At 71.7% G+C, this 18,134-nt stretch carries 17 protein-coding genes and 1 tRNA gene; 7 read left to right on the top strand and 11 right to left on the bottom strand.

Going from position 1 to position 18,134, the window contains the following annotated elements:
- Positions 1-15: 15 nt before the first annotated feature.
- From ACI2LY_RS04345 to ACI2LY_RS04370, 6 genes are all read right to left on the bottom strand, one after another.
- Positions 16-879: a PhzF family phenazine biosynthesis protein gene (locus ACI2LY_RS04345; RefSeq protein WP_404705794.1), complete on the bottom strand. Its 864-nt coding sequence runs from the start codon at positions 877-879 to the stop codon at positions 16-18.
- Positions 876-2,759 carry a chorismate-binding protein gene (locus tag ACI2LY_RS04350; RefSeq protein ID WP_404705795.1) on the bottom strand — a complete coding sequence of 628 codons (1,884 nt, stop codon included), beginning with the start codon at positions 2,757-2,759 and terminating at the stop codon, positions 876-878. Before ACI2LY_RS04350 ends, ACI2LY_RS04345 begins: the two co-directional genes overlap by 4 nt.
- Positions 2,756-3,379 (bottom strand): isochorismatase family protein, encoded by a 624-nt coding sequence (locus ACI2LY_RS04355; protein ID WP_404705796.1) that lies wholly within the window; start codon positions 3,377-3,379, stop codon positions 2,756-2,758. The genes ACI2LY_RS04350 and ACI2LY_RS04355 overlap by 4 nt, the downstream gene beginning before the upstream one ends.
- Positions 3,380-3,440: 61 nt before the next feature.
- On the bottom strand, positions 3,441-4,616 hold the full coding sequence (locus ACI2LY_RS04360; RefSeq protein WP_404705797.1) for a 3-deoxy-7-phosphoheptulonate synthase: 1,176 nt from the start codon (positions 4,614-4,616) through the stop codon (positions 3,441-3,443).
- 36 nt (positions 4,617-4,652) lie between these two features.
- Complete coding sequence (locus ACI2LY_RS04365; RefSeq protein WP_404705798.1) at positions 4,653-5,141, bottom strand: PhzA/PhzB family protein; 489 nt, start codon at positions 5,139-5,141, stop codon at positions 4,653-4,655.
- 143 nt (positions 5,142-5,284) lie between these two features.
- Positions 5,285-5,986 (bottom strand): response regulator transcription factor, encoded by a 702-nt coding sequence (locus ACI2LY_RS04370; protein ID WP_404705799.1) that lies wholly within the window; start codon positions 5,984-5,986, stop codon positions 5,285-5,287.
- Between the two features lie 327 nt (positions 5,987-6,313).
- Between ACI2LY_RS04370 and ACI2LY_RS04375 the strand changes: the two genes are divergently transcribed.
- The gene (locus tag ACI2LY_RS04375) at positions 6,314-7,345 is read left to right on the top strand and encodes a ketoacyl-ACP synthase III family protein (RefSeq protein WP_404705800.1); all 1,032 of its coding nucleotides are present in this window, start codon (positions 6,314-6,316) and stop codon (positions 7,343-7,345) included.
- Positions 7,346-7,415: 70 nt separating this feature from the next.
- Positions 7,416-7,715 carry a phosphopantetheine-binding protein gene (locus tag ACI2LY_RS04380; RefSeq protein WP_404705801.1) on the top strand — a complete coding sequence of 100 codons (300 nt, stop codon included), beginning with the start codon at positions 7,416-7,418 and terminating at the stop codon, positions 7,713-7,715.
- Between the two features lie 103 nt (positions 7,716-7,818).
- Here the strand turns inward: ACI2LY_RS04380 and ACI2LY_RS04385 are convergent, their stop codons facing one another.
- Both ACI2LY_RS04385 and ACI2LY_RS04390 read right to left on the bottom strand, forming a co-directional pair.
- Positions 7,819-10,305, bottom strand: a complete 2,487-nt coding sequence (locus ACI2LY_RS04385) for a LuxR C-terminal-related transcriptional regulator (RefSeq protein ID WP_404705802.1) — start codon at positions 10,303-10,305, stop codon at positions 7,819-7,821.
- A 47-nt stretch (positions 10,306-10,352) separates the two neighbouring features.
- On the bottom strand, positions 10,353-11,204 hold the full coding sequence (locus ACI2LY_RS04390) for a methyltransferase domain-containing protein (protein ID WP_404705803.1): 852 nt from the start codon (positions 11,202-11,204) through the stop codon (positions 10,353-10,355).
- Positions 11,205-11,740: 536 nt separating this feature from the next.
- On the opposite strand from ACI2LY_RS04390, the gene ACI2LY_RS04395 reads away from it, so the two are divergent.
- Both ACI2LY_RS04395 and ACI2LY_RS04400 read left to right on the top strand, forming a co-directional pair.
- Complete coding sequence (locus tag ACI2LY_RS04395) at positions 11,741-12,232, top strand: sortase (protein ID WP_404705804.1); 492 nt, start codon at positions 11,741-11,743, stop codon at positions 12,230-12,232.
- 15 nt (positions 12,233-12,247) lie between these two features.
- Positions 12,248-12,946 carry a class F sortase gene (locus ACI2LY_RS04400; RefSeq protein WP_404705805.1) on the top strand — a complete coding sequence of 233 codons (699 nt, stop codon included), beginning with the start codon at positions 12,248-12,250 and terminating at the stop codon, positions 12,944-12,946.
- 82 nt (positions 12,947-13,028) lie between these two features.
- Here ACI2LY_RS04400 and ACI2LY_RS04405 read toward each other — a convergent pair.
- Together ACI2LY_RS04405 and ACI2LY_RS04410 are read right to left on the bottom strand one after the other, a co-directional pair.
- Positions 13,029-13,102, bottom strand: a tRNA-Pro gene (locus tag ACI2LY_RS04405).
- 77 nt (positions 13,103-13,179) lie between these two features.
- A complete protein-coding gene (locus tag ACI2LY_RS04410) occupies positions 13,180-13,698 on the bottom strand; it encodes a hypothetical protein (RefSeq protein WP_404705806.1) in 519 nt (172 codons plus the stop codon).
- A gap of 140 nt (positions 13,699-13,838) precedes the next feature.
- On the opposite strand from ACI2LY_RS04410, the gene ACI2LY_RS04415 reads away from it, so the two are divergent.
- Both ACI2LY_RS04415 and ACI2LY_RS04420 read left to right on the top strand, forming a co-directional pair.
- Complete coding sequence (locus ACI2LY_RS04415; RefSeq protein ID WP_404705807.1) at positions 13,839-14,999, top strand: Gfo/Idh/MocA family protein; 1,161 nt, start codon at positions 13,839-13,841, stop codon at positions 14,997-14,999.
- 43 nt (positions 15,000-15,042) lie between these two features.
- Positions 15,043-16,047: a Gfo/Idh/MocA family oxidoreductase gene (locus ACI2LY_RS04420; RefSeq protein ID WP_404705808.1), complete on the top strand. Its 1,005-nt coding sequence runs from the start codon at positions 15,043-15,045 to the stop codon at positions 16,045-16,047.
- 60 nt (positions 16,048-16,107) lie between these two features.
- Here the strand turns inward: ACI2LY_RS04420 and ACI2LY_RS04425 are convergent, their stop codons facing one another.
- Complete coding sequence (locus ACI2LY_RS04425) at positions 16,108-16,977, bottom strand: helix-turn-helix transcriptional regulator (protein WP_404705809.1); 870 nt, start codon at positions 16,975-16,977, stop codon at positions 16,108-16,110.
- Positions 16,978-17,101: 124 nt separating this feature from the next.
- Here ACI2LY_RS04425 and ACI2LY_RS04430 point away from each other — a divergent pair, with 124 nt between their 5' ends.
- Positions 17,102-18,130 carry an alcohol dehydrogenase catalytic domain-containing protein gene (locus tag ACI2LY_RS04430; RefSeq protein WP_404705810.1) on the top strand — a complete coding sequence of 343 codons (1,029 nt, stop codon included), beginning with the start codon at positions 17,102-17,104 and terminating at the stop codon, positions 18,128-18,130.
- The last annotated feature ends 4 nt before the right edge of the window (positions 18,131-18,134 follow it).

Genomic DNA, 18,134 nt, shown 5'->3' on the forward strand with positions numbered 1-18,134 from the left:
GGTCCGCGGGCCGTGTCACAGGCGCAGCGTCCCTTCGAGCGCGATGACGCCGTCGCCGCCCACCACGACCTGGGTGGCCAGTTCACCGCTGCCCTCGGCGAGTGCGTGCATCGGGGAGGGCCTGCCCATCTCCACGCCCTGTGTGATGACGATGTGCTGCCCGTACTCGATCAGGCCGTGCCGAGCCAGGTGGATCGCGATGGGCCCCGCCGCGGAGCCGGTGGCCGCGTCCTCGACGACGCCGTACGCGGGCGAGAACATGCGGTTGCGCCACCGCGTACCGGAACCGGCGAAGCAGTTGGCCGCCATGTCCTCGAAGGCGCCGAGGGCCCGGTGGTCGGGGCGCAGCGCGGACAGCTCCGCGACGCTGTGCAGGCCGACCAGGACGTGGCGCGGCCCGTTGCGGTAGATCTCCACCGGCAGGGCGGTCTCCTCGACACCAAGCGCGGCCAGCAGTTCCTCGCGCCGGTCGAAGGGCTCCCACTCCGGTACGGGCTGCTGCATCCACGCCGCGGTGACCACACCGTCCGTACGGGTCAGCTCGAAGGGGATGATCCCCTTGGCCGTCTCCAGCTTGAGCTGGTCCAGCGGTCCCCGATTGCCGATCGCTATGGCGGTGCCGAGCAGGGGATGACCGGCGAAGGGCAGTTCGTTGACCGGGGTGAAGATCCGGACGAGTGCGTCGCCACCCTCCCGGGGCGCGAGGACGAAGGTCGTCTCGGAGAGGTTCATCTCCTGCGCCACGCGCTGCATCTGAGTGCTCGTCATGTCGTCCGCGTCGAAGTAGACGGCGACCGGGTTGCCCTTCAGCACCTCGGTCGCGAAGGCGTCGACAACCACATAGGGGTGCATCGAGATCTTCCGCTCCTCTTTCGTCATGGGGTGAACACGTGCTGGAGGGCACCGGCGAGGATGCGCGGGCCGTTCCGCGTGAGCAGGGACTCGGCGTGGAACTGCATGGTGATGAAGTGCGGGCCGCGCAGCCCGTACACCTCCCCCGTGGCCTGGTTCCGGCTGACCTCGACCATGCCGACGCCGTCCACCTCGTGCTTGTCGTCGTCGCTCACGGCGGCGAACGCGTTGTAGAAGCCGACCCGTTCGGCGGTGCCGAAGTAGTCGATCTCTTTCTGCAGCCCCTGGTTGGGGGTGGGCAGGCGGGACACCTGGAGGCCGAGCGCGAGGCTGAGCACCTGGTGGCTCAGGCAGACGGCGATGAAGGGCCGCCGCTCGGCGAGCAGGACGCCCGCGGCGGCGTGGAGGTGGGCGATACGGGGGTGGGCCGTGTCGCCGGGGTCCCCCGGGCCCGGCCCCATCACGACGAGGTCGTGGTCGTCGAAGGCGTACTCCTCGTCGAACCGGCGCACGGTGACCTCCAGCCCCAGGGACCGCAGTTGGCCCGCGATCATGGCCGTGAAGGTGTCCTCCGCGTCGACGACCAGGACGCGGCGCCCGGCGAGGCCGGTGTGCGCGTGCGGCCGGTGCCCGGTCCCGCTCAGCCAGAAATCGGCTATGGGCTCGTTGCGCCGCTCCAGGGCGGCCCGGACCTCGGGGTGGTCGGCGAACCCCCTGCTCCCACCGGCCTCCAGCGCACTGACCAGCCCGGACGCCTTGGCCCGGGTCTCGGCGGCCTCCCGGGCGGGGTCGGAGTGGCGCACCAGGGTGGCGCCGACGCCGATCTCGACCCTGCCGCCCGGGTCGATGTCCGCGGTGCGGATGAGGATCGCCGAGTCCATCGCCCGGTCGCCGTGTTCGTCACGCCCGATCAGGGCCGCGACGCCGCTGTAGTAGCCGCGCCCGGTGGGCTCGTACGCCTCGATGATCCGGCAGGCGCTCTCCAGCGGCGAACCGGTCACCGTGGGGGCGAACATGGTCTCGCGCAGGATGTCGCGCACATCGCGCGAGGTACGGCCCTCGATGAAGTACTCGGTGTGGGCGAGGCGGGCCATCTCCTTGAGATAGGGGCCCTTGACCCGGCCGCCCCCCTCGCAGATCCGGGCCATCATCTTGAGTTCCTCGTCGACGACCATGTACAGCTCGTCGGTCTCCTTGCGGTCGGCGAGGAAGTCCATGACCTCGGGCAGGGTGGGGCCGGTCGCCGGATAGCGGTAGGTGCCGCTGATCGGGTTCATCACCGCGGTACCGGCGTCGAGGCTGATGTGCCGTTCCGGGGAGGCGCCGACGAGGGTGCGCTCCCCCGTGTGGATCAGGAACGTCCAGTACGCGCCGACCTCGCGCTGCACGAGCCGCGAGAAGAACGACAGGGCGCTGTGCGGCCGGTAGTCGGTGATGTCGGCGACGAAGGACCGCTTGATGACGAAGTTGGCTCCGTCGCCCGCGCCGATCACGTCGTCGACGACCGCGCGGACGATCTCCTCATAGGTCTCGTCGTCCACGTCGAAGTGGGCGTCGGCCAGCTCGGTCGGCACCTGCGGGATGCGGCGCAGGGCGTCCGCGAGGGGAATCCGCTCCTGCCCGGTCACGTGCAGTGCGACCAGGGGCGCGCCGTCGTCGGTCGCCGTGAAGCCCCGCTCGGTGATCTGCCGGTACGGCACGACCGCGAGGACCTCGTGCCACGCCCCGGCCGGGCGGGCCGGGGCGTCCGGCAGCGGGATCTCCGCGAGCGTCGCGGGTGTCGTGACGGGGCCGACCAGGACGTCGAGGACGCCCGGCCTGCCCGCCTCCGGCCGATACAGCAGGGCGAAGGGCCCGGCGTGACCGGTCAGTACGTGGTCGAGCAGGTCGCCGCTCGCCCCGGTCATGCGAAGACCTGCTTGGCGGGGAGCACCATCGCGCAGCGCCCGGCGGCGTAGTCGAGGGCCATGCGGTGGTGGCTCTCGTCGAAGTCGGCGACGGCGTCGGCGACGAGGAAGGGCTGGATGTCGTGGGTGAACGCCTCGACCGCCGTCATCAGGACGCCGACATGGGCGTACACACCGCAGAGGATCAGCTGGTCGCGTCCGGCGTCCCGCATCCGCGCGAGGAGGGGTGAGTTGTGGAAGGCGCTGTAGCGCCACTTGGTCAGCCGCCAGTCGCCCTCGCGGGGGGCCAGCGCGTCGGCGACGGCGCGGTCGGCGAGGTCCCTGCGCATGCCGGGGCCCCAGAAGTCGGCCAGCAGACCGCGCTCCTGCTCGGTCATGCTGCCCGGCTGCGCGGTGTACGCCACCGGGACCCCGAGGGCGGCGGCGCGGTCGCGCAGTGCCGCCGCGTTGCTCACCAGCGGTTCGCGGATGCCGTCCGGGAAGGGCGCCAGGAAGAAGCGCTGCATGTCGTGGACCAGCAGCACGGCACGGTCGGGGTGGAGGGTCCACTGGGCGGTGTTGACGGGCAGGTCACCCGCGGTCGGCAACACATAGGGCTCGATGGGGGGAATTCCGGCCATTTTCTGCCTTCCAGCCTTCCAAAACCTGACTCGGAGGGAGCGGAGCAGGACGCGTCCGGCGTCAGACGCTCCAGGTGGACACGACGGCGACGGCCTGCTCCGGATTGAGCCGCGGATCGCAGAACGACGTGTACTTGTCGCCGACGCGGTCGAGGTCCGCCAGGCACGAGACGCACTCGGTGACGTCGTGCGGGGTGGTCTCCAGGTGCAGCCCGCCGCACACGCCGTCGGCGCCGAGGACGGCCTCCTGGAACCGCCGGACCTCGAGCGAGACCGTCTCGACGTGGCGGGTCTTGTTGCCGTCCGGCGCGGTGACGGTGTTGCCGTGCATGGGGTCGGTCAGCCAGATGACCGGATGACCGGCCTCCCGTACGGCCTTGACCAGCACCGGCAACCGCTCCGGGACCAGCTCGGCGCCCATCCGGGAGATGAGCGTCAGCCGTCCCGGCGTCCGAGCGGGGTCCAGGCGCTCGCACAGGGCCACCAGCTCGGCGGGGTCCATCGTGGGTCCCACCTTGCAGCCCACCGGGTTGCTCACCTGGGCGAGCAACGCCACGTGCGCGCCGTCCAGTTGGCGGGTGCGCTCGCCGATCCAGGGCCAGTGCGTCGAGCCGAGGAACGGCACGCCGACGTCGTCCGCGCGCAGCATGGGGATCTCGTAGTCGAGCAGCAGCGCCTCGTGGCTGGTCCACACCGGCGGGCCGAGGAGGCCGCGCAGCGGGGCGTCCGCCCGCCAGCCGAGGTGCTTCATGATCTCGTCGGCCGCCATGTGGCAGGTCAGCATGCGTAACGGGTCGGGCCGTCTGGCCTCGAGGTCCGGCTCGGGCCCGTTGACCATGTGGCCCCTGAAGGTGGGCAGCGGAGTGCCGCTCACCGACTCGGTGGCGCTGGAGCGCGGCTTGGCGAACTGGCCCGCGATGCGACCGACCCGGATGACGGGCTTGTGCGCGGTCATGCGCAGCGTCCCGGCGAGCAGGTCCAGGAGTGCCGCCTTGCGGGACACGTCCGTCGCCGTGCACTCGTCGGGGTCCTCCGCGCAGTCACCGGCCTGGACGACCAGCGCCTCACCGGTGACGACCCGGGCGAGCGCGGCACGCAGCGCCCGGACGTCGTCGGCCCGTACGAGCGCCGGCCCGGCCGCCAGTGTGTCCCCCACCCGCACGGCCTGCCTCAGGTCGGGCCAGTCGGGCTGCTGCAGTGCCTTGCGGATTCGAATGTCGCGCAGGACTTCGTCCACGGGATCGATCCTCCTATGCGGCAGGGCGTCCGCCGGTCAGGTGGGTATACCGGCGCGCTTGATCTCGGGGACGGGGATGCCCAGGGAGCGCAGCTGCTCGAACGGGTTCATGAACTCCCGCTGCAGCGTGATCCGGCCGTTCTCCAGCTCGAACGAGTGCAGGAAGTGGTTCTCGTAGTAACCCTCCGGATAGTCCGCGAAGCGGATCTTGCCCCGGCCGTCGCACTCCACCCAGAAGCGGTTGGGGTCCTGGGTCTCGAAGATCTGGACGTTGTACCACTCCCAGTCCGGGAAGGTCTTGAGCGACCACACCGCGTGCTCGCCGAGCCGGTCGCGGCCGCGGATGGCGATCGGGGCACCGGTGTCGGTGGTCCACAGACCTCCGACGCCGTCCTCCGTGAAGAGCAGGTGGCGCTTCAGGCGGGCCTCACCGAGGGCCGCCATGTAGGTCTCCACCGTCGCGCGGTTGATCCCGCGCAGCTCGGTCTCGTCGGTGAAGGCATTTCCCTGAGCGGATTCAGACATGGATGAACTCCCAATCGTGCGCTGACTGTTGATGTCCGGGTGGGAAGGGAGGAGAGGGCACCTGGGCCGGTCCCGTGCCGCGGGACGGGCGTGGTCGGGCACGCCGGGCGCGTGTCGACTCATGGGTGAGTACGGGGCAGCTCTCAGGCACACCCGAGCTGGAAGCCGACGCCGCGGACGTTGCGAATCCAGTCGCTGCTGCCGAGCTTGCCCCGCAGACTGCTGATGTGCGTGTCGATGGTGCGCCGGGACCATACGTCGCCCCAGACGGTCTGCATGATCGTCTTCCGTGGGACGACGTTCCGGGGCTGGACCGCCAGCAGGTACAGCAGATCGAACTCCTTGCGGGTGACGTCCACTCGACGGCCGTCCAGGCTCACCCGGCGGGCGGCCGCGTCGATGCGGAGCGGCCCGCGAACGATCACCGACGGGTCCGCGGCCGACAGGTGGACGCGCCGCATGAGCGCCTCCATGCGCGCCAGCAACTCCTGGAAGCCGTACGGCTTCACGAGGTAGTCGTCGGCACCGGCCCGCAGGCCGAGGACCCGGTCGAGTTCCGTGCCCCGGGCGGTCACCGCGATGACCGCCGTGTCCGCCTCGGCGCGGATCTGCCGACAGACCTCGAGGCCGTCCAGGTCGGGCAGTTCGAGATCCAGCAGAACGAGGTCCGCACCGCCGTACGCGCCGAGTGCCGGAATTCCGCCGGTAACCCGTTCCACATGATGCCCGTACCGCCGCAGCCTCGTCATCAAGGGGTCGGCGTCCTCATCATTGCTCTCCACGAGGAGAATGCGCCAGCCGGTGGGCGCGTCGCGCGCTGATCGCCTCGGAATGGACGCCTTCATCTCGGTCCAGCCTGCCCTCCCTGTGAGTGCACTCGTGTCGCGCACGGCCAGTCGATCACATGCCTTGTGCATTCTCTCCCCCGTAACACAAACCGGAATGTACAGGCCGCATGCTAAAGCCCCACTAAAACGGGTGTTAATCGGCCTGTCGAAGACTTCCGGCCCACCGGGGCGCCCGCCGTGCGGGTGTGCGGACCCCGGCCCGCCGCCCGCGATCTGAGTAGCCGGTACTCACGCGCCACGCCCGTCACCGTGGTGGTCTGGGAGGCGACAGAGCACGCATCAGGCCACGCCGCATCCCCTGGAGAGGCGTCGGAAGGGACCGCAATGAAGTTTGGCGACGTCTATCTGTCGGGCCTCGGCACCTTTGTGCCCGGCCTCGTGACAACGGAGCAGGCCGTGCAGTCCGGTTGGTACGGCGCGGACGTCCGAGAGGCTTCGGGACTGGAGTCCGTCGCGATCTCCGATTCGCTGTCCGCTCCCGAGATGGCCGTACTGGCCGCGAAGGAGGCGATTGAGCGCTCGGGTGTCGCGGCTTCGGAATTCGGCGCCCTGTTCCACAGTTCCGCCTATCATCAGGGCCCCGACGGCTGGTCCCCGGCCCATTATGTGCTCACCAATACCCTCAACACGCCCATTACGGCGCTGGAAGTCAAGCAGGGATGCCAGGGAATGCTTTCCTCCCTGGCCATTTCCGCGCACCGGCTCGCCTGCGAAATGCGTAAGACGGCGGTTCTGCTCACCGCGGCGGACAATTACTCCACCCCGCTGGTCGACCGCTGGACGACGTCCCGCCTTTCCATCTTCGGTGACGGCGCCGCGGCCGCGGTCGTCTCGCGCACCGGCGGCTTCGCCAAGCTGCTGTCCATCGGTACGTACTCCGCTCCCGGCATGGAGGCGCTGCACCGCGGCAGCGAGCCGATCTTCCCGCCGGCCGTGACCGTCGGCAGGGAGCTGGACTACGAGGCCCGCGTCAAGTTCTGGATGGAGGAGTGGGCCGCGGGCAACACACCGCCCATGGAGCACCCCGGCGAGGTCCTGCAGAAGGCCCTCGACGAGGCCCTGGCGGACGCCGGTATCACCGCGACCGAGATCAAGCGGGTCTGCCACCCGAGCGCCACGCTCGACGCGCTGCGCGACCAGTTCCTGGACCCGATCGGCTTCGGCCTCGACAGCGGCATCTGGGAGCACACCAGCAAGGTCGGCCACATCAGCGCCGCCGACGTCTTCATCGGCCTGGAGCACCTGTGGAGCACCCGTCAGGTCGGTCCGGGCGACAAGGTGATGCTGTTCACCGGCAGCCCTGGTTTCGAGGCGGGCGTCGCCATCCTGGAGATCGTCGCCGAACCCGCCGCATGACCCACCGGCCCCTCGGACCGACACGCCCTCTGCCCCACGCCATTCGGCCGGAAAGGACGACCACACCATCATGAGCGACCGCACCCCGACGGACACCGACCACCGGCAGAGCGTCGCGGCCGCCGCCCCCCTCACGGGTGAGGAACTGCGCGCGGCACTGGCCGACTTGATCGGCGTCAGCCCGTCCGAGATCGAGGACGACGCCAACCTCATTCAACTGGGCCTCGAATCCCTGCAGATGATGCGGCTGGTCACCAAGTGGCGTCGCGCGGGCCTGGCGGTGACCTTCGGAGAGCTGACCGGCACGCCGACCTTCGCCGCCTGGAACGAACGCGTCACGCGGGCACTGGCCGAGACGACGACGCCCTGACCGGCTCCGGTACGACGACGGGCGGGCCGGGTGTCGTCCACCGGCCCGCCCGACTCGCCTGACTCGCGCGCGATGGGACAGGGCCGCCGCGCCCGGTCCTTCCTCAGGCGATACGCCTGACCTGGACGGTCCCCCTGCTCAGGACGCGTGCGAGTTCCGTCCTCGCGGTGACGCCCAGCTTCCCGTACGCGCGGTAGAGATGGTTCTCCACGGTGCGTACGGACAGCACCAGCCGGTCGGCTATCTCCTGGTTGGACAGCTGGGAGACCGCGAGGCTCGCTATCTCCCGTTCCCGGGCCGTGAGTTCCGCCCAAGCGTCCGGGTCCCGACGGTTCCCGGGGACGGCCCACTCCGGCGGCTCCGCTCCGCACCGGGCGGCCAGCTCCGCACCGGCGGCCTGCGCGATCCGGGCCCCGCGGCGGTCGCCGGACGCCTGACGGGTGCGGGCGGCGTGCGCGGCCGCCTCCGCCGCGAGCAGCGGCGACCCCAGGTCGTCGAACCGCCGGGAGACCCCTTCCAGGGCCTCGCCGTCGCTTTCCGCGAGCGCCCTGACGTGCCGCAGTACGACATCGTCCGCCATCCGTACCGGGAGCACCTCGACCGTCCCCGCCCGGGGCGCCGCCCCCGCCCGGGCCGCCAGATGCAGCGCGGACAGGGCCTGGGCGAACCGACCCGCCGCCATCGCCCGCTCGGCGACTTCGACGGCCCGGCCCGCCGCGGCCTCACGGTGGCCGAGGCAGGCCGTCACCAGCGCGCCCTCCAGCTCCACGGCATCCGCCATCAGCGGGTACGCGCACTCGTCCCGCTGTGCCTCCCGGGCCTCCTCCAGCAGCGAGGCCGCCTCCACGGTGTCGCCCGACTCGGCCACCGCACCGGCCAGTCGGGCCAGGCGCACAGAACGCGTGCTGAGCCAGTCGACGGTCCCGCCGTACGCGGCGGCTTGCCGCAGCGGCTCGACCGCCTCGGCCGCACGGCCCGCCGCGCGCAGCATCCGCGCTTCCAGCATGCGGGCGTACAGACGCGTACGCGGGCCGCCGTCCCGAGCCTGCTCGCGCAGCTCCGCCAATACCGCCTCCGCCTCGGTCAGGCCCCTGGCGTGCGCGGTGACGCATCCGGTGACGTACAGGTGGTCGCAGCGTGCCGTCTCGTCCCGGTCGGCCAGGGTCGGCCGGGCCTTGGACAGGACCGCCAGGGCGGCCGCGTCGTCGCCCGCCTGGTGGTGGAGCAGGGCGAGCAGGGGCTCCATGCCCTCCGCCGTTCCGGCCAGCTGCCGGGCCTCCCCGATCCGGTCCTTGAGCAGCCGGACGACGGCACGTGTTCCGCGGTCCGTCGCGGCGACGGCTTCCGCTTCGGCGAGCCGTCCGAGGCCGAGCCCCATGTTGAGGGCGCGGGGACGCGGTGACCCTGCCTGTGCTCGCGCGAAGCATGCCTCGGCCTCGACGTGCCGGGACTGACCGGCCAGGGCCTGCCCCAGGATCACGTCCAGACCGGCGTCGGCCGTGGTGACCCCGGCGGCGAGGGCCGCGCGGCAGAGCCGCTCCGCGAGCCGGTGATCCTCGCCGCGCAGCGCACCGACGGCAGCCCGGGTCAGCTCGGCGGGCCCGGGCAGCGGCCCTGCCCCCAGCCGGAGCCCGGCGATCCGGGCGGCGTCGTCGGGGCGGCGGGCCCCGGTGCCCGAGATCGCGTCGGCGATCTCCATCCTCAGCCGACGTGCCGTCAGTTCCGGCAGGCTCGCGCCGACCACGGCCGCGCAGAAGGGGTGGGCGAGCCGCAGCGAGAGCCGGAACCGCGAGCGCTCGGCCACGAGGACGCCACGGCGGTTCAGCGACTCCGCCGCCTCTCCCCGTGCCTCGACGACGGACAGACCGGCCTCCAGCGGCCCGGCGAGGGCCAGCATGTTCACCAGCTCGCGCTCGGCCGGATCGAGGTCGCCGAGCAGCAGAGCCGCGAGGTCGGCGAGTCGACTGTCGGGCACGGCCGACAGGCCCGGCCACCGCCACCTCCCACGCACCTGGCGCAGGGTGCCCTCGGCGAGGGCCTGGTCCGCCAGTTCACGGAGGATCAGGGCGTTCCCGCGGCTGAGGTCCCAGAAGCGCTCCGCGGTAGCGACGGCCACCGGCCCGCCGAGCCGGGCGGTGAGCATGCGTACGACGCCGGTACGGCCGAGGGCGCCGACGGCGAGCCGCCGTACGCTCTTGCCGATCAGCAGGCGCCGCAGCCCGGTGGGCAGCGCGGCGCCGGGCTGGGCGGTGGCCAGCAGCAAAGCCTGGCCGCTGTCGGCCAGTCGGCACACCAGCCCCAGCATCTCCGGGTCGGCCGTACGCACGTCGTCGAGCGCCACGACTGTGCGGGGGTGTGCGGCCTTCGCCCGGCCCCACGCGTGGAGGTGGTCGCGCACGGCGTCGCCGCGCACCACCCGGGCCCCGTCGCGCTCGGCCTGCCGCAGTGCGGCGTTGAGGAGGGTGGTCTTCCCGACCCCCTGCTCGCCCACCAGGAGTGCGCCGACCCCCGCCGCCGTCCACTCCCTGATCTCCGCGAGTTCGGTCTCCCTCTCGGTGACCGGCCAGTCACCTTCGCCCCTTGCTGCCACTTCTCCCCCGCCGAAATGCCGAACGAATTCCCGGAAGGTTTTTTGCCTCAGCCGACCTCAGGCGCGGAGGCGCGCATGTAGACGATCGGAACGGGAACAGGGATGACTCCGTTCTCGTCCCGCAGGGCGTCCAGTCGTCGGCAGACCTCGGCGATGACTTCGCGGCGCTCGTTCTCCTCGATGCGCTCCCACATTCCCCGCATTCCGGTGGTGTACGTGAATTCGACCCACTGCTCGCCCGATTCCACGACGACCGGCAATTCTTCCTCGATCACCTCGATATCGGTGAAGCCCGCCTCCGCGAGGGTCTTCTCGATCGACTCCGCGGTGACGAGCCAGTTCGCACCGGCGTTGGCGAACTGGGAGTCGTACGCGCCGCTCTGCTTCAGCGACTGCAGCATGTACGGCATCAGCAGTTCGTTGACGGCGTCCGGGAAGAGCGCCCACTTGCCGTGCACCGTGGAGAAGAACGACGGCGCGGCCGTCGCGAACCGCCCTCCCGCGCGGAGCAGCTCCAGGTAGGGGCGCACGTCGTCGGCGCCCTTGACCCAGATGAAGAGGCTGCAGCTGCCGATCACCGCGTCGAACCGGCCGACCTCGAACTCCGGCCGCTGGCCGTTCATGACCCGCAGGCCGACCTGCTTCAGGCCGAGCTCTTCCGCGTCCCGCCGCGTGTACTTGACCATCTCCTCGGAGATGTCGACACCGACGACCTCACCGCTCTCGCCGACCGCGGCGGCAGCCGGGAACAGCGCGGCACCGCGACCGGCGCCGATGTCCAGCACGGAATCCCCGGCGGAAATACCCGAGAACTCGACAAGCCGACGCCCGATGGGCCGGAAGAACTCCACACCGCTCTGGTCATAAGCCTTGGCCGTCTTGTTGAAGAGGTTGTACATCTCTTCGGTATTCTCAACGGTTCCCACTACAGGTCTCCCGAAGTCAATAGGGCCACCGTGCCGCCCACCCATCGCACTGGCAGGCCAATATCAGCACGATCCAGCCACCGCGTCCAATAGCGAGCCACACTCTCCCCCATCACCAACCGTTATGCCAGCGACTCCCGCCCGGAATTTATCGGCCCTTAATCGACGGAACGGAGCCCGTCTCCGCTCCCACCGACCCGGCGAGCCTGCCGCCCGCGGCTCCCGCCGCCGGCGCGACGATGCAGGAACCTGCGGGGACATACGGCGCCCATCGTCATGGCGCCCATTCACCATGATGGCCAAGGGGCGGCGGGTGGTCGCTGTTGATGATCTCCGCGGCGGTGACCTGCGCAGGGGTACCAAGGAGGACCGTCTCGGCACCTGACTGGGCGACATATGTGGCGATGCGCCAGGTTGCGGAACCCGCGGGCTGTCGGTTGCCTCGTGGACAGAGCGCGAAAGATGCGCCGCACCGGGTAGGCCGGACACCGTTCCGTTGGAGGATTCGCATGCGTTACAGACACATAGGTGCAGGGATCGGCCTGGCTATCGGTGCCCTCGGACTGCAGATCCCGGTCGCCGCCGCCGACGACTCGGATGTCAGTATCTACCCGTGGAACGCCGCCCCGGGCTCCACGGTCACGGTCACTACGGACGCCTGCGACCCCGACGCGGACTACGGCAAGGGCCACTCGGAGGCGGGCGGGGATTTCCACCTCTTCGAAGGTGACGAGGAGGGGGAGCTCACCGGCGAGTTCCAGATCCCGGATGGAGCCAAGGCGGGCAGTGACACCGTCACCCTGAAGTGTCCGCCGCTGACCAAGGTCACGGAGACGTACGAGGTCACCGGTCACACCCCGAAGGGCTCGGTCAACGCCGGATTCGGACCGGCGGAGGACACCGGCGGCGTGGGGCTCGCCCTCGGCGGCGGACTCCTGGCCACGGCCGCCGCCGGAGGGCTGGTGCTGATGCGGCGCCGCCCGGACGACATCCGAGTCTGACCGCCGAGCCTGGCGATGGCACGCGGACTCTGGCCGAGACTCGGACGCCGTATCGGCGCTTCCCATGATCCGTACCTCTGCGCACGGCTCGGCCTGGCCTGCGCCATGGCGGCGGGTACGGTGCTGCTGATCTCCGGCGTGAGCGACGAGGGCCCGTCCCCGCACCGGCCGCCACGGGCGGGCTCGACCGCTGCCAAGTCCGACCGTCTCCCAGGGGTCTCCACGGACCCCGCCCGCCGCGCGGTCCCGGCGCTGCCTCCCGCGGCGCCGGTCCGGCTGCGGATCGGTGCCATCGGCGTGAACGCGCCGATGGCACGCGTGGGCCTCGACGCGGCCGGGGCGCTCCGGGCCCCGGCCGCGTCGAGCCCCGGCGTCGCAGGCTGGTACGGCGACGGCACGGCTCCCGGCTCTGCGGGTACCGCCCTCGCCACCGGGCATGTGGACACCCCCACCGGCGGTCCCGGCGTCTTCTACGACCTCGGCGACCTGACCGAGGGCGCGACCATCGAGGTCAGCCGGGCGGACCGGCGGACGGCGGTGTTCACCGTCCGCGCCGTCGAGCTTCACGACCGGAAGAACTTTCCCAGCGAGAAGGTCTACGGCAGTACCGGCCGACCCGAACTCCGGTTGATCACCTGCGGCGGCCGCTACGTCAAGGGCACCGGCTATCAGAGCAACGTCGTGGTCTACGCGACGCTGACCGCGGTGACGTAGGCCGAGCGGCTGGTCCCCACGAACAGCCGAGGGCCGGTTGCGGAATTCTCCGTAACCGGCCCTCACCTGCGACTCTCACGAGTCGGGACGACAGGATTTGAACCTGCGACCCCTTGACCCCCAGTCAAGTGCGCTACCAAGCTGCGCCACGTCCCGAGGTGATCCAGCGGAGTGTTCCGCGTGATCACGCAGGTCAACCCTACCGCACCCGCACTGGTGCCCGTACCGGCGTGTCACTTGATGAGGGCGTTGGCGATGACCACGACGAAGCCGAGGAGGGCGTCCGCGAGGCCGGTGAGGATCGCGGCGGGCCAGCTGCGGGCCGCCCAGTGGGCGGTGAGGAGGCCGAGGGTGAAGAGGATGGCGATGTTGAGGTAGAGCGCGGGGTACTCGACGTCGCCCGGCGGCCACCACCCCCAGCCCGCACCGGCCAGCAGGAACACGGTCGGCAGGGTCGCCGCGACGAGCGGCCACTCGTCGCGGAGGACGCGCAGCACCTCGCCACGGCGCCGGGGGCCGCGCTCGGCGACATGGTGGGCGTAGCCGTGGGCGAAGGCCGAGGCGAACGCGGTGACCAGCACCCACAGGGCGTCGTAGCGGCGGCTGGCCGCGGTGCCGTGCCCGTGCTGGGTGAGCGCGGCGACCAGGGAGCTGGCCAGGACGGCGCCGTACACCCCGCCGAACAGGACGGACTCGCGGGTCTCGCGCCGCGGCCGGGGTGCGGCGGTCTCCGTCGTCGGGTCAGCAGCCATGCCTCCCACGATCACCCGGAGCCCGGACCCCCGCACGCCGGTGTGCACCGGTCGGGGGCGTGCACCAGGGTTGACACCCGGTATTTGTCCGCACAAAGGTGGGCCGGGCAGATGTGGATCTGGTCCGGAGAAGGGCTGTCATGGTGGATGCGCTGGGTGTCGCCGTCGTCGGTTTCGGCTGGATGGGCCGGGTGCACACCCAGGCGTACGCCCGCCTGCCGCACCACTACCCCCGGCTCCCCCTGCGCCCCGAGCTGGTGACCGTCGCCGAGGAGGTGCCGGGGCGGGCGGAGGAGGCGGCCGCGCAGTACGGGTTCGCCACCGCCACCCGCGACTGGCGCGAGGTGGCCGCCGACCCCCGCGTGCGCGCCGTCAGCGTCACCGCGCCGAACTTCCTGCACCGCGAGATCGGCGTCGCCATGACGGAGGCGGGCAAGCACCTCTGGATCGAGAAGCCGGTCGGGCTGAACGGCGCGGACGCCCGCGCGGTCGCGGACGCGGTCGCCGCGGCCGGTGTGCAGGGCGCGGTCGGCTTCAACTACCGCAACGCGCCCGCCGTGGAGGCCGCCCGCGAGCTGATCGCCTCCGGCGGGATCGGCCGGGTCACCCACGCCCGCGTCCGGCTGCTGAGCGACTACGCGGCCCACCCGGACTCCGCCCTGACCTGGCGGTACGAGCGGGAGCGGGGCGGCAGCGGGGTGCTGGGCGACCTGGCGTCGCACGGCGCCGACCTCGCGTACTTCCTGCTCGGGGACATCGCGTCGCTGGCCGCCGACACGGCGGTGTTCGTCCCGGAGCGGTCCCGGCCGACCGGCGCCACCGCCGGGCACACCCTCGCGGCGGGCGGCGAGCGCGGCCCGGTGGAGAACGAGGACTACGTGAGCTGCCTGCTGCGCTTCGCCTCCGGCGCCCGTGGCGTGCTGGAGGCGTGCCGGGTGTCGGTCGGCGAGCAGAACAACTACGGCTTCGAGGTGCACGGCACCGAGGGCGCGCTGTTCTGGGACTTCCGGCGGCTGAACGAACTCCGCGTCAGCCGGGGCGGCACGTACCAGGACCAGCCGGTGAGCACGGTGTACGTCGGGCCGGGCGACGGCGAGTTCGCCGCGTTCCAGCCCGGCGCGGCCAACGCGATGGGCTACGACGACCTGAAGGTCATCGAGGCGTACCGGTTCCTCCGCTCGATCGCGCAGGGCAAACCGTACGGCGCCACGCTCACGGACGCGGTGCGCGCGGCCGGGGTGCTGGACGCGATGACGGTGTCGGCGGCGGACCGGGGGTGGGTCGACCTGCCGGTGAGCTGAAGCGCGGCCCCTGTCCCAGCACACGCGAGGAGCACTCGAGCACATGCGTATCGGAATTCTCGGCCTCGGCCGCATCGGCGCCTTCCACGCCGAGACCCTGTCCGCGCTGGACGCCGTCACCTCCCTCGTCGTCGCCGACCCGGTGGCGGACGCGGCGAAGGCGGCCGCCGAACGGTACGGGGCCCAGGTCGCGGACTCCCCCGAGGCGCTGCTCGCGGCCGGGGTGGACGGGCTGGTGATCGCGGCCGCCACCGACGCCCACCCGGCGCTGATCCGGGCCGGGGTCGCGGCGGGCGTGCCGGTGTTCTGCGAGAAGCCGGTGGCCCGCACGATCGCGGAGGGCGTGGCCGTGCTGGACGCCGTGCGGGACAGCGGGGTACCGATCCAGATCGGCTTCAACCGCCGCTTCGACGCGGGCTTCATGGCGGCGCGGGCCGCCGTCCGCTCCGGCGAACTGGGCAAGCTGCACACGGTGCGCTCCACCACCCTGGACCCGGCGCCGCCGCCCGCCGCGTACGTCGCCGCGTCCGGCGGCATCTTCCGCGACTGTTCCGTCCATGACTTCGACATGATCCGCTGGGTGACCGGCCGCGAGGTGACCGAGGTGTACGCGGTCGGCGGCAACCGGGGCGCCGCGTACATCGGGGAGGCGGGCGACGCGGACACCACGAGCGCGGTCCTCACACTGGACGACGGCACGATCGCCGTGGTGTCCAACTCCCGCCACAACGCGCGGGGTCACGACGTACGCATGGAGCTGCTCGGCTTCGCGGACTCCCTCGCGGTCGGCCTCGACGACCGGCTCCCGCTCCGCTCGGCCGAGCCCGGAGTCACCTTCCCCTCCGGCACCCCGCACGACTTCTTCATGGACCGCTTCACCCCCGCCTACCGCGCCGAACTCACCGCCTTCACCGAGGTGGTGGCCACTACCCGCCCCTCCCCCTGCACGATCGAGGAGGCGCTCGAAGCGGGCTGGATCGCGGAGGCGTGCACCCTGTCGCTGCGCGAACACCGACCGGTGCCCCTGGCAGAGGTGCGCACCGGCTGACGCGCTCAGCGGTCGACGGCCGGAATCCGGTCCAGCCCCCCCTCTCCTAGGTGCCGACCGTCATGACGGGGCGGGTGCGGGCTGGGGTGCGGTCATGTCGAGTAGGAGGAGGGCGTCGTGTTCGGGGGTGCCGGGTTCGGCGGTGTAGACGCCGATGCGCTGGCCGGGGGTGGCTTCGACGTGCAGGACCTGGGAGGTGAGGGTGACCGTGCCGATGTGGGGGTGGTGGAACGTCTTGGTGGCGGGTTTGCGCCGGGTGACTTCGTAGCGCTCCCAGAGTCCGGCGAACTCCGGGCTCTTGAGCAGGAGTTCGCCGACGAGTCGGGTGAGGTCGGGGGCGTCCGGGGCGGTACCGGCGACGGCACGGAGGCGGGAGACGCAGCCGGTGATCAGCTGCTCCCAGTCGGTGAAGAGGTCGCGGGCCGCGGGGTGCAGGAAGAAGTAGCGGGCGAGGTTGCGCTGCGTGGCGGGCCAGTCGGCGATGCCCGCGTAGAGGGCCAGGCCGCCGGGGTTCCAGGCGAGCAGGTCCATGCTGCGGCTGATCACGTAGGCCGGGTACGGGCGCAGCGATTCGAGCAGCAGCTTGAGGTGCGGGCCCACCGAGCGGCTGGGCGCGGGCGGCGGCTCGGGGGTGTAGCGGGCGGCGCGGGCGGCGAGTTCGCGCAGGTGGTGGTGCTCCTGGTCGTCCATGCGCAGGGCGCGGGCGAGGGCGTCGAGCACGGCGGGGCTGGGCCGGGTCTCCTTGCCGCGCTCCAGGCGTACGTAGTAGTCGATGCTGATCCCGGCGAGCGTGGCCAGCTCCTCGCGGCGCAGGCCGGGGGTGCGGCGGATGCCGGGGCCGGGGGTGAGGCCGACGTGCTGGGGGCTGGTCCCGGTGCGGCGGGCGCGCAGAAAGCGGCCCAGTTCGGCGCTCTCGCTGTCTGATGCCATTCCCCCAGTCTCCCCCAGCGGGGCGCGTACGAGAGGGGCCCTGTCATGACCCCCGAAGAGCCCGCCCTGCCACCTGGGCGCCGACCGGGCGAAGGTGGGAGCCCCCTCTCCCCCAGGAGCACTCATGCGCGCAGCAGTGATGTACGGAGCCGGAGACGTCCGCGTCGAGGACCGGCCCGACCCGAAGATCATCAAGCCCTCCGACGCCGTGGTCCGTACGGTCGCCGCGTGCGTGTGCGGCAGTGACCTGTGGCCGTACGCCTCGATGCCCGCCACCGACACCGGCCGCCCCATGGGCCACGAGTTCCTCGGCGTGGTCGAGGAGACCGGCGCCGAGGTGACCGGGCTGAAGGCGGGTGACCTGGTCGTCGCCCCCTTCACCTACTGCGACAACACCTGCGACTACTGCGCCCGGGGCCTGCACATCTCGTGCCGCGACGGCGGCCGGTACGGCTTCGACGGCGTCGACGGCGGCCAGGGCGAAGCGGTCCGCGTCCCGCACGCGGACGGCACCCTGGTGAAGCTGCCCGTGGCCGCCGACTCCGCCCTGGTGCCCTCACTGCTGGCCCTCTCGGACGTCATGACCACCGGCCACCACGGCGCCGTCACCGCGGGCGTCGGCCGCGGCAACACGGTGCTGGTCATCGGGGACGGCGCGGTCGGACTCTGTGCGGTGATCGCCGCCAGGCGGCTGGGCGCCGAGCGGATCGTCCTCGCGGGGCGCCACGCGCAACGTACGGACCTGGGAAGGGAGTTCGGCGCCACCGATGTCGTCGCCGAGCGCGGTCCGGAGGGCGTCGCCCGCATCCGTGACCTCACCGGCGGGGTCGGCAAGGTGATCGAGGCCGTCGGCACCCGCGAGGCCCTCGACACCGCCCTGGGTACGGTCCTGGACGGCGGCACGATCAGCCGCCTCGGCGTCCCCCAGTACGAGCAAGGGCCGCTCGGCCGACCGGAGTTCCTGCGCAACATCACCCTGACCGGCGGAGCGAGTCCCGCCCGCGCCTACATCGAGCACCTGCTGCCCGACGTCCTGGACGGCACGATCGACCCCGGCCGCGTATTCGACCGCCAATTCCCCCTGGACCAGGCGCCGGACGCCTACCGGGCCATGGCGGAGCGCCGAGTCCTCAAGGCGCTCATCCGCCCCTGAGCCG

Origin of the sequence: Streptomyces sp. NPDC002176 (assembly GCF_044903645.1) — a bacterium.
In the GTDB taxonomy this organism is placed as follows: domain Bacteria; phylum Actinomycetota; class Actinomycetes; order Streptomycetales; family Streptomycetaceae; genus Streptomyces.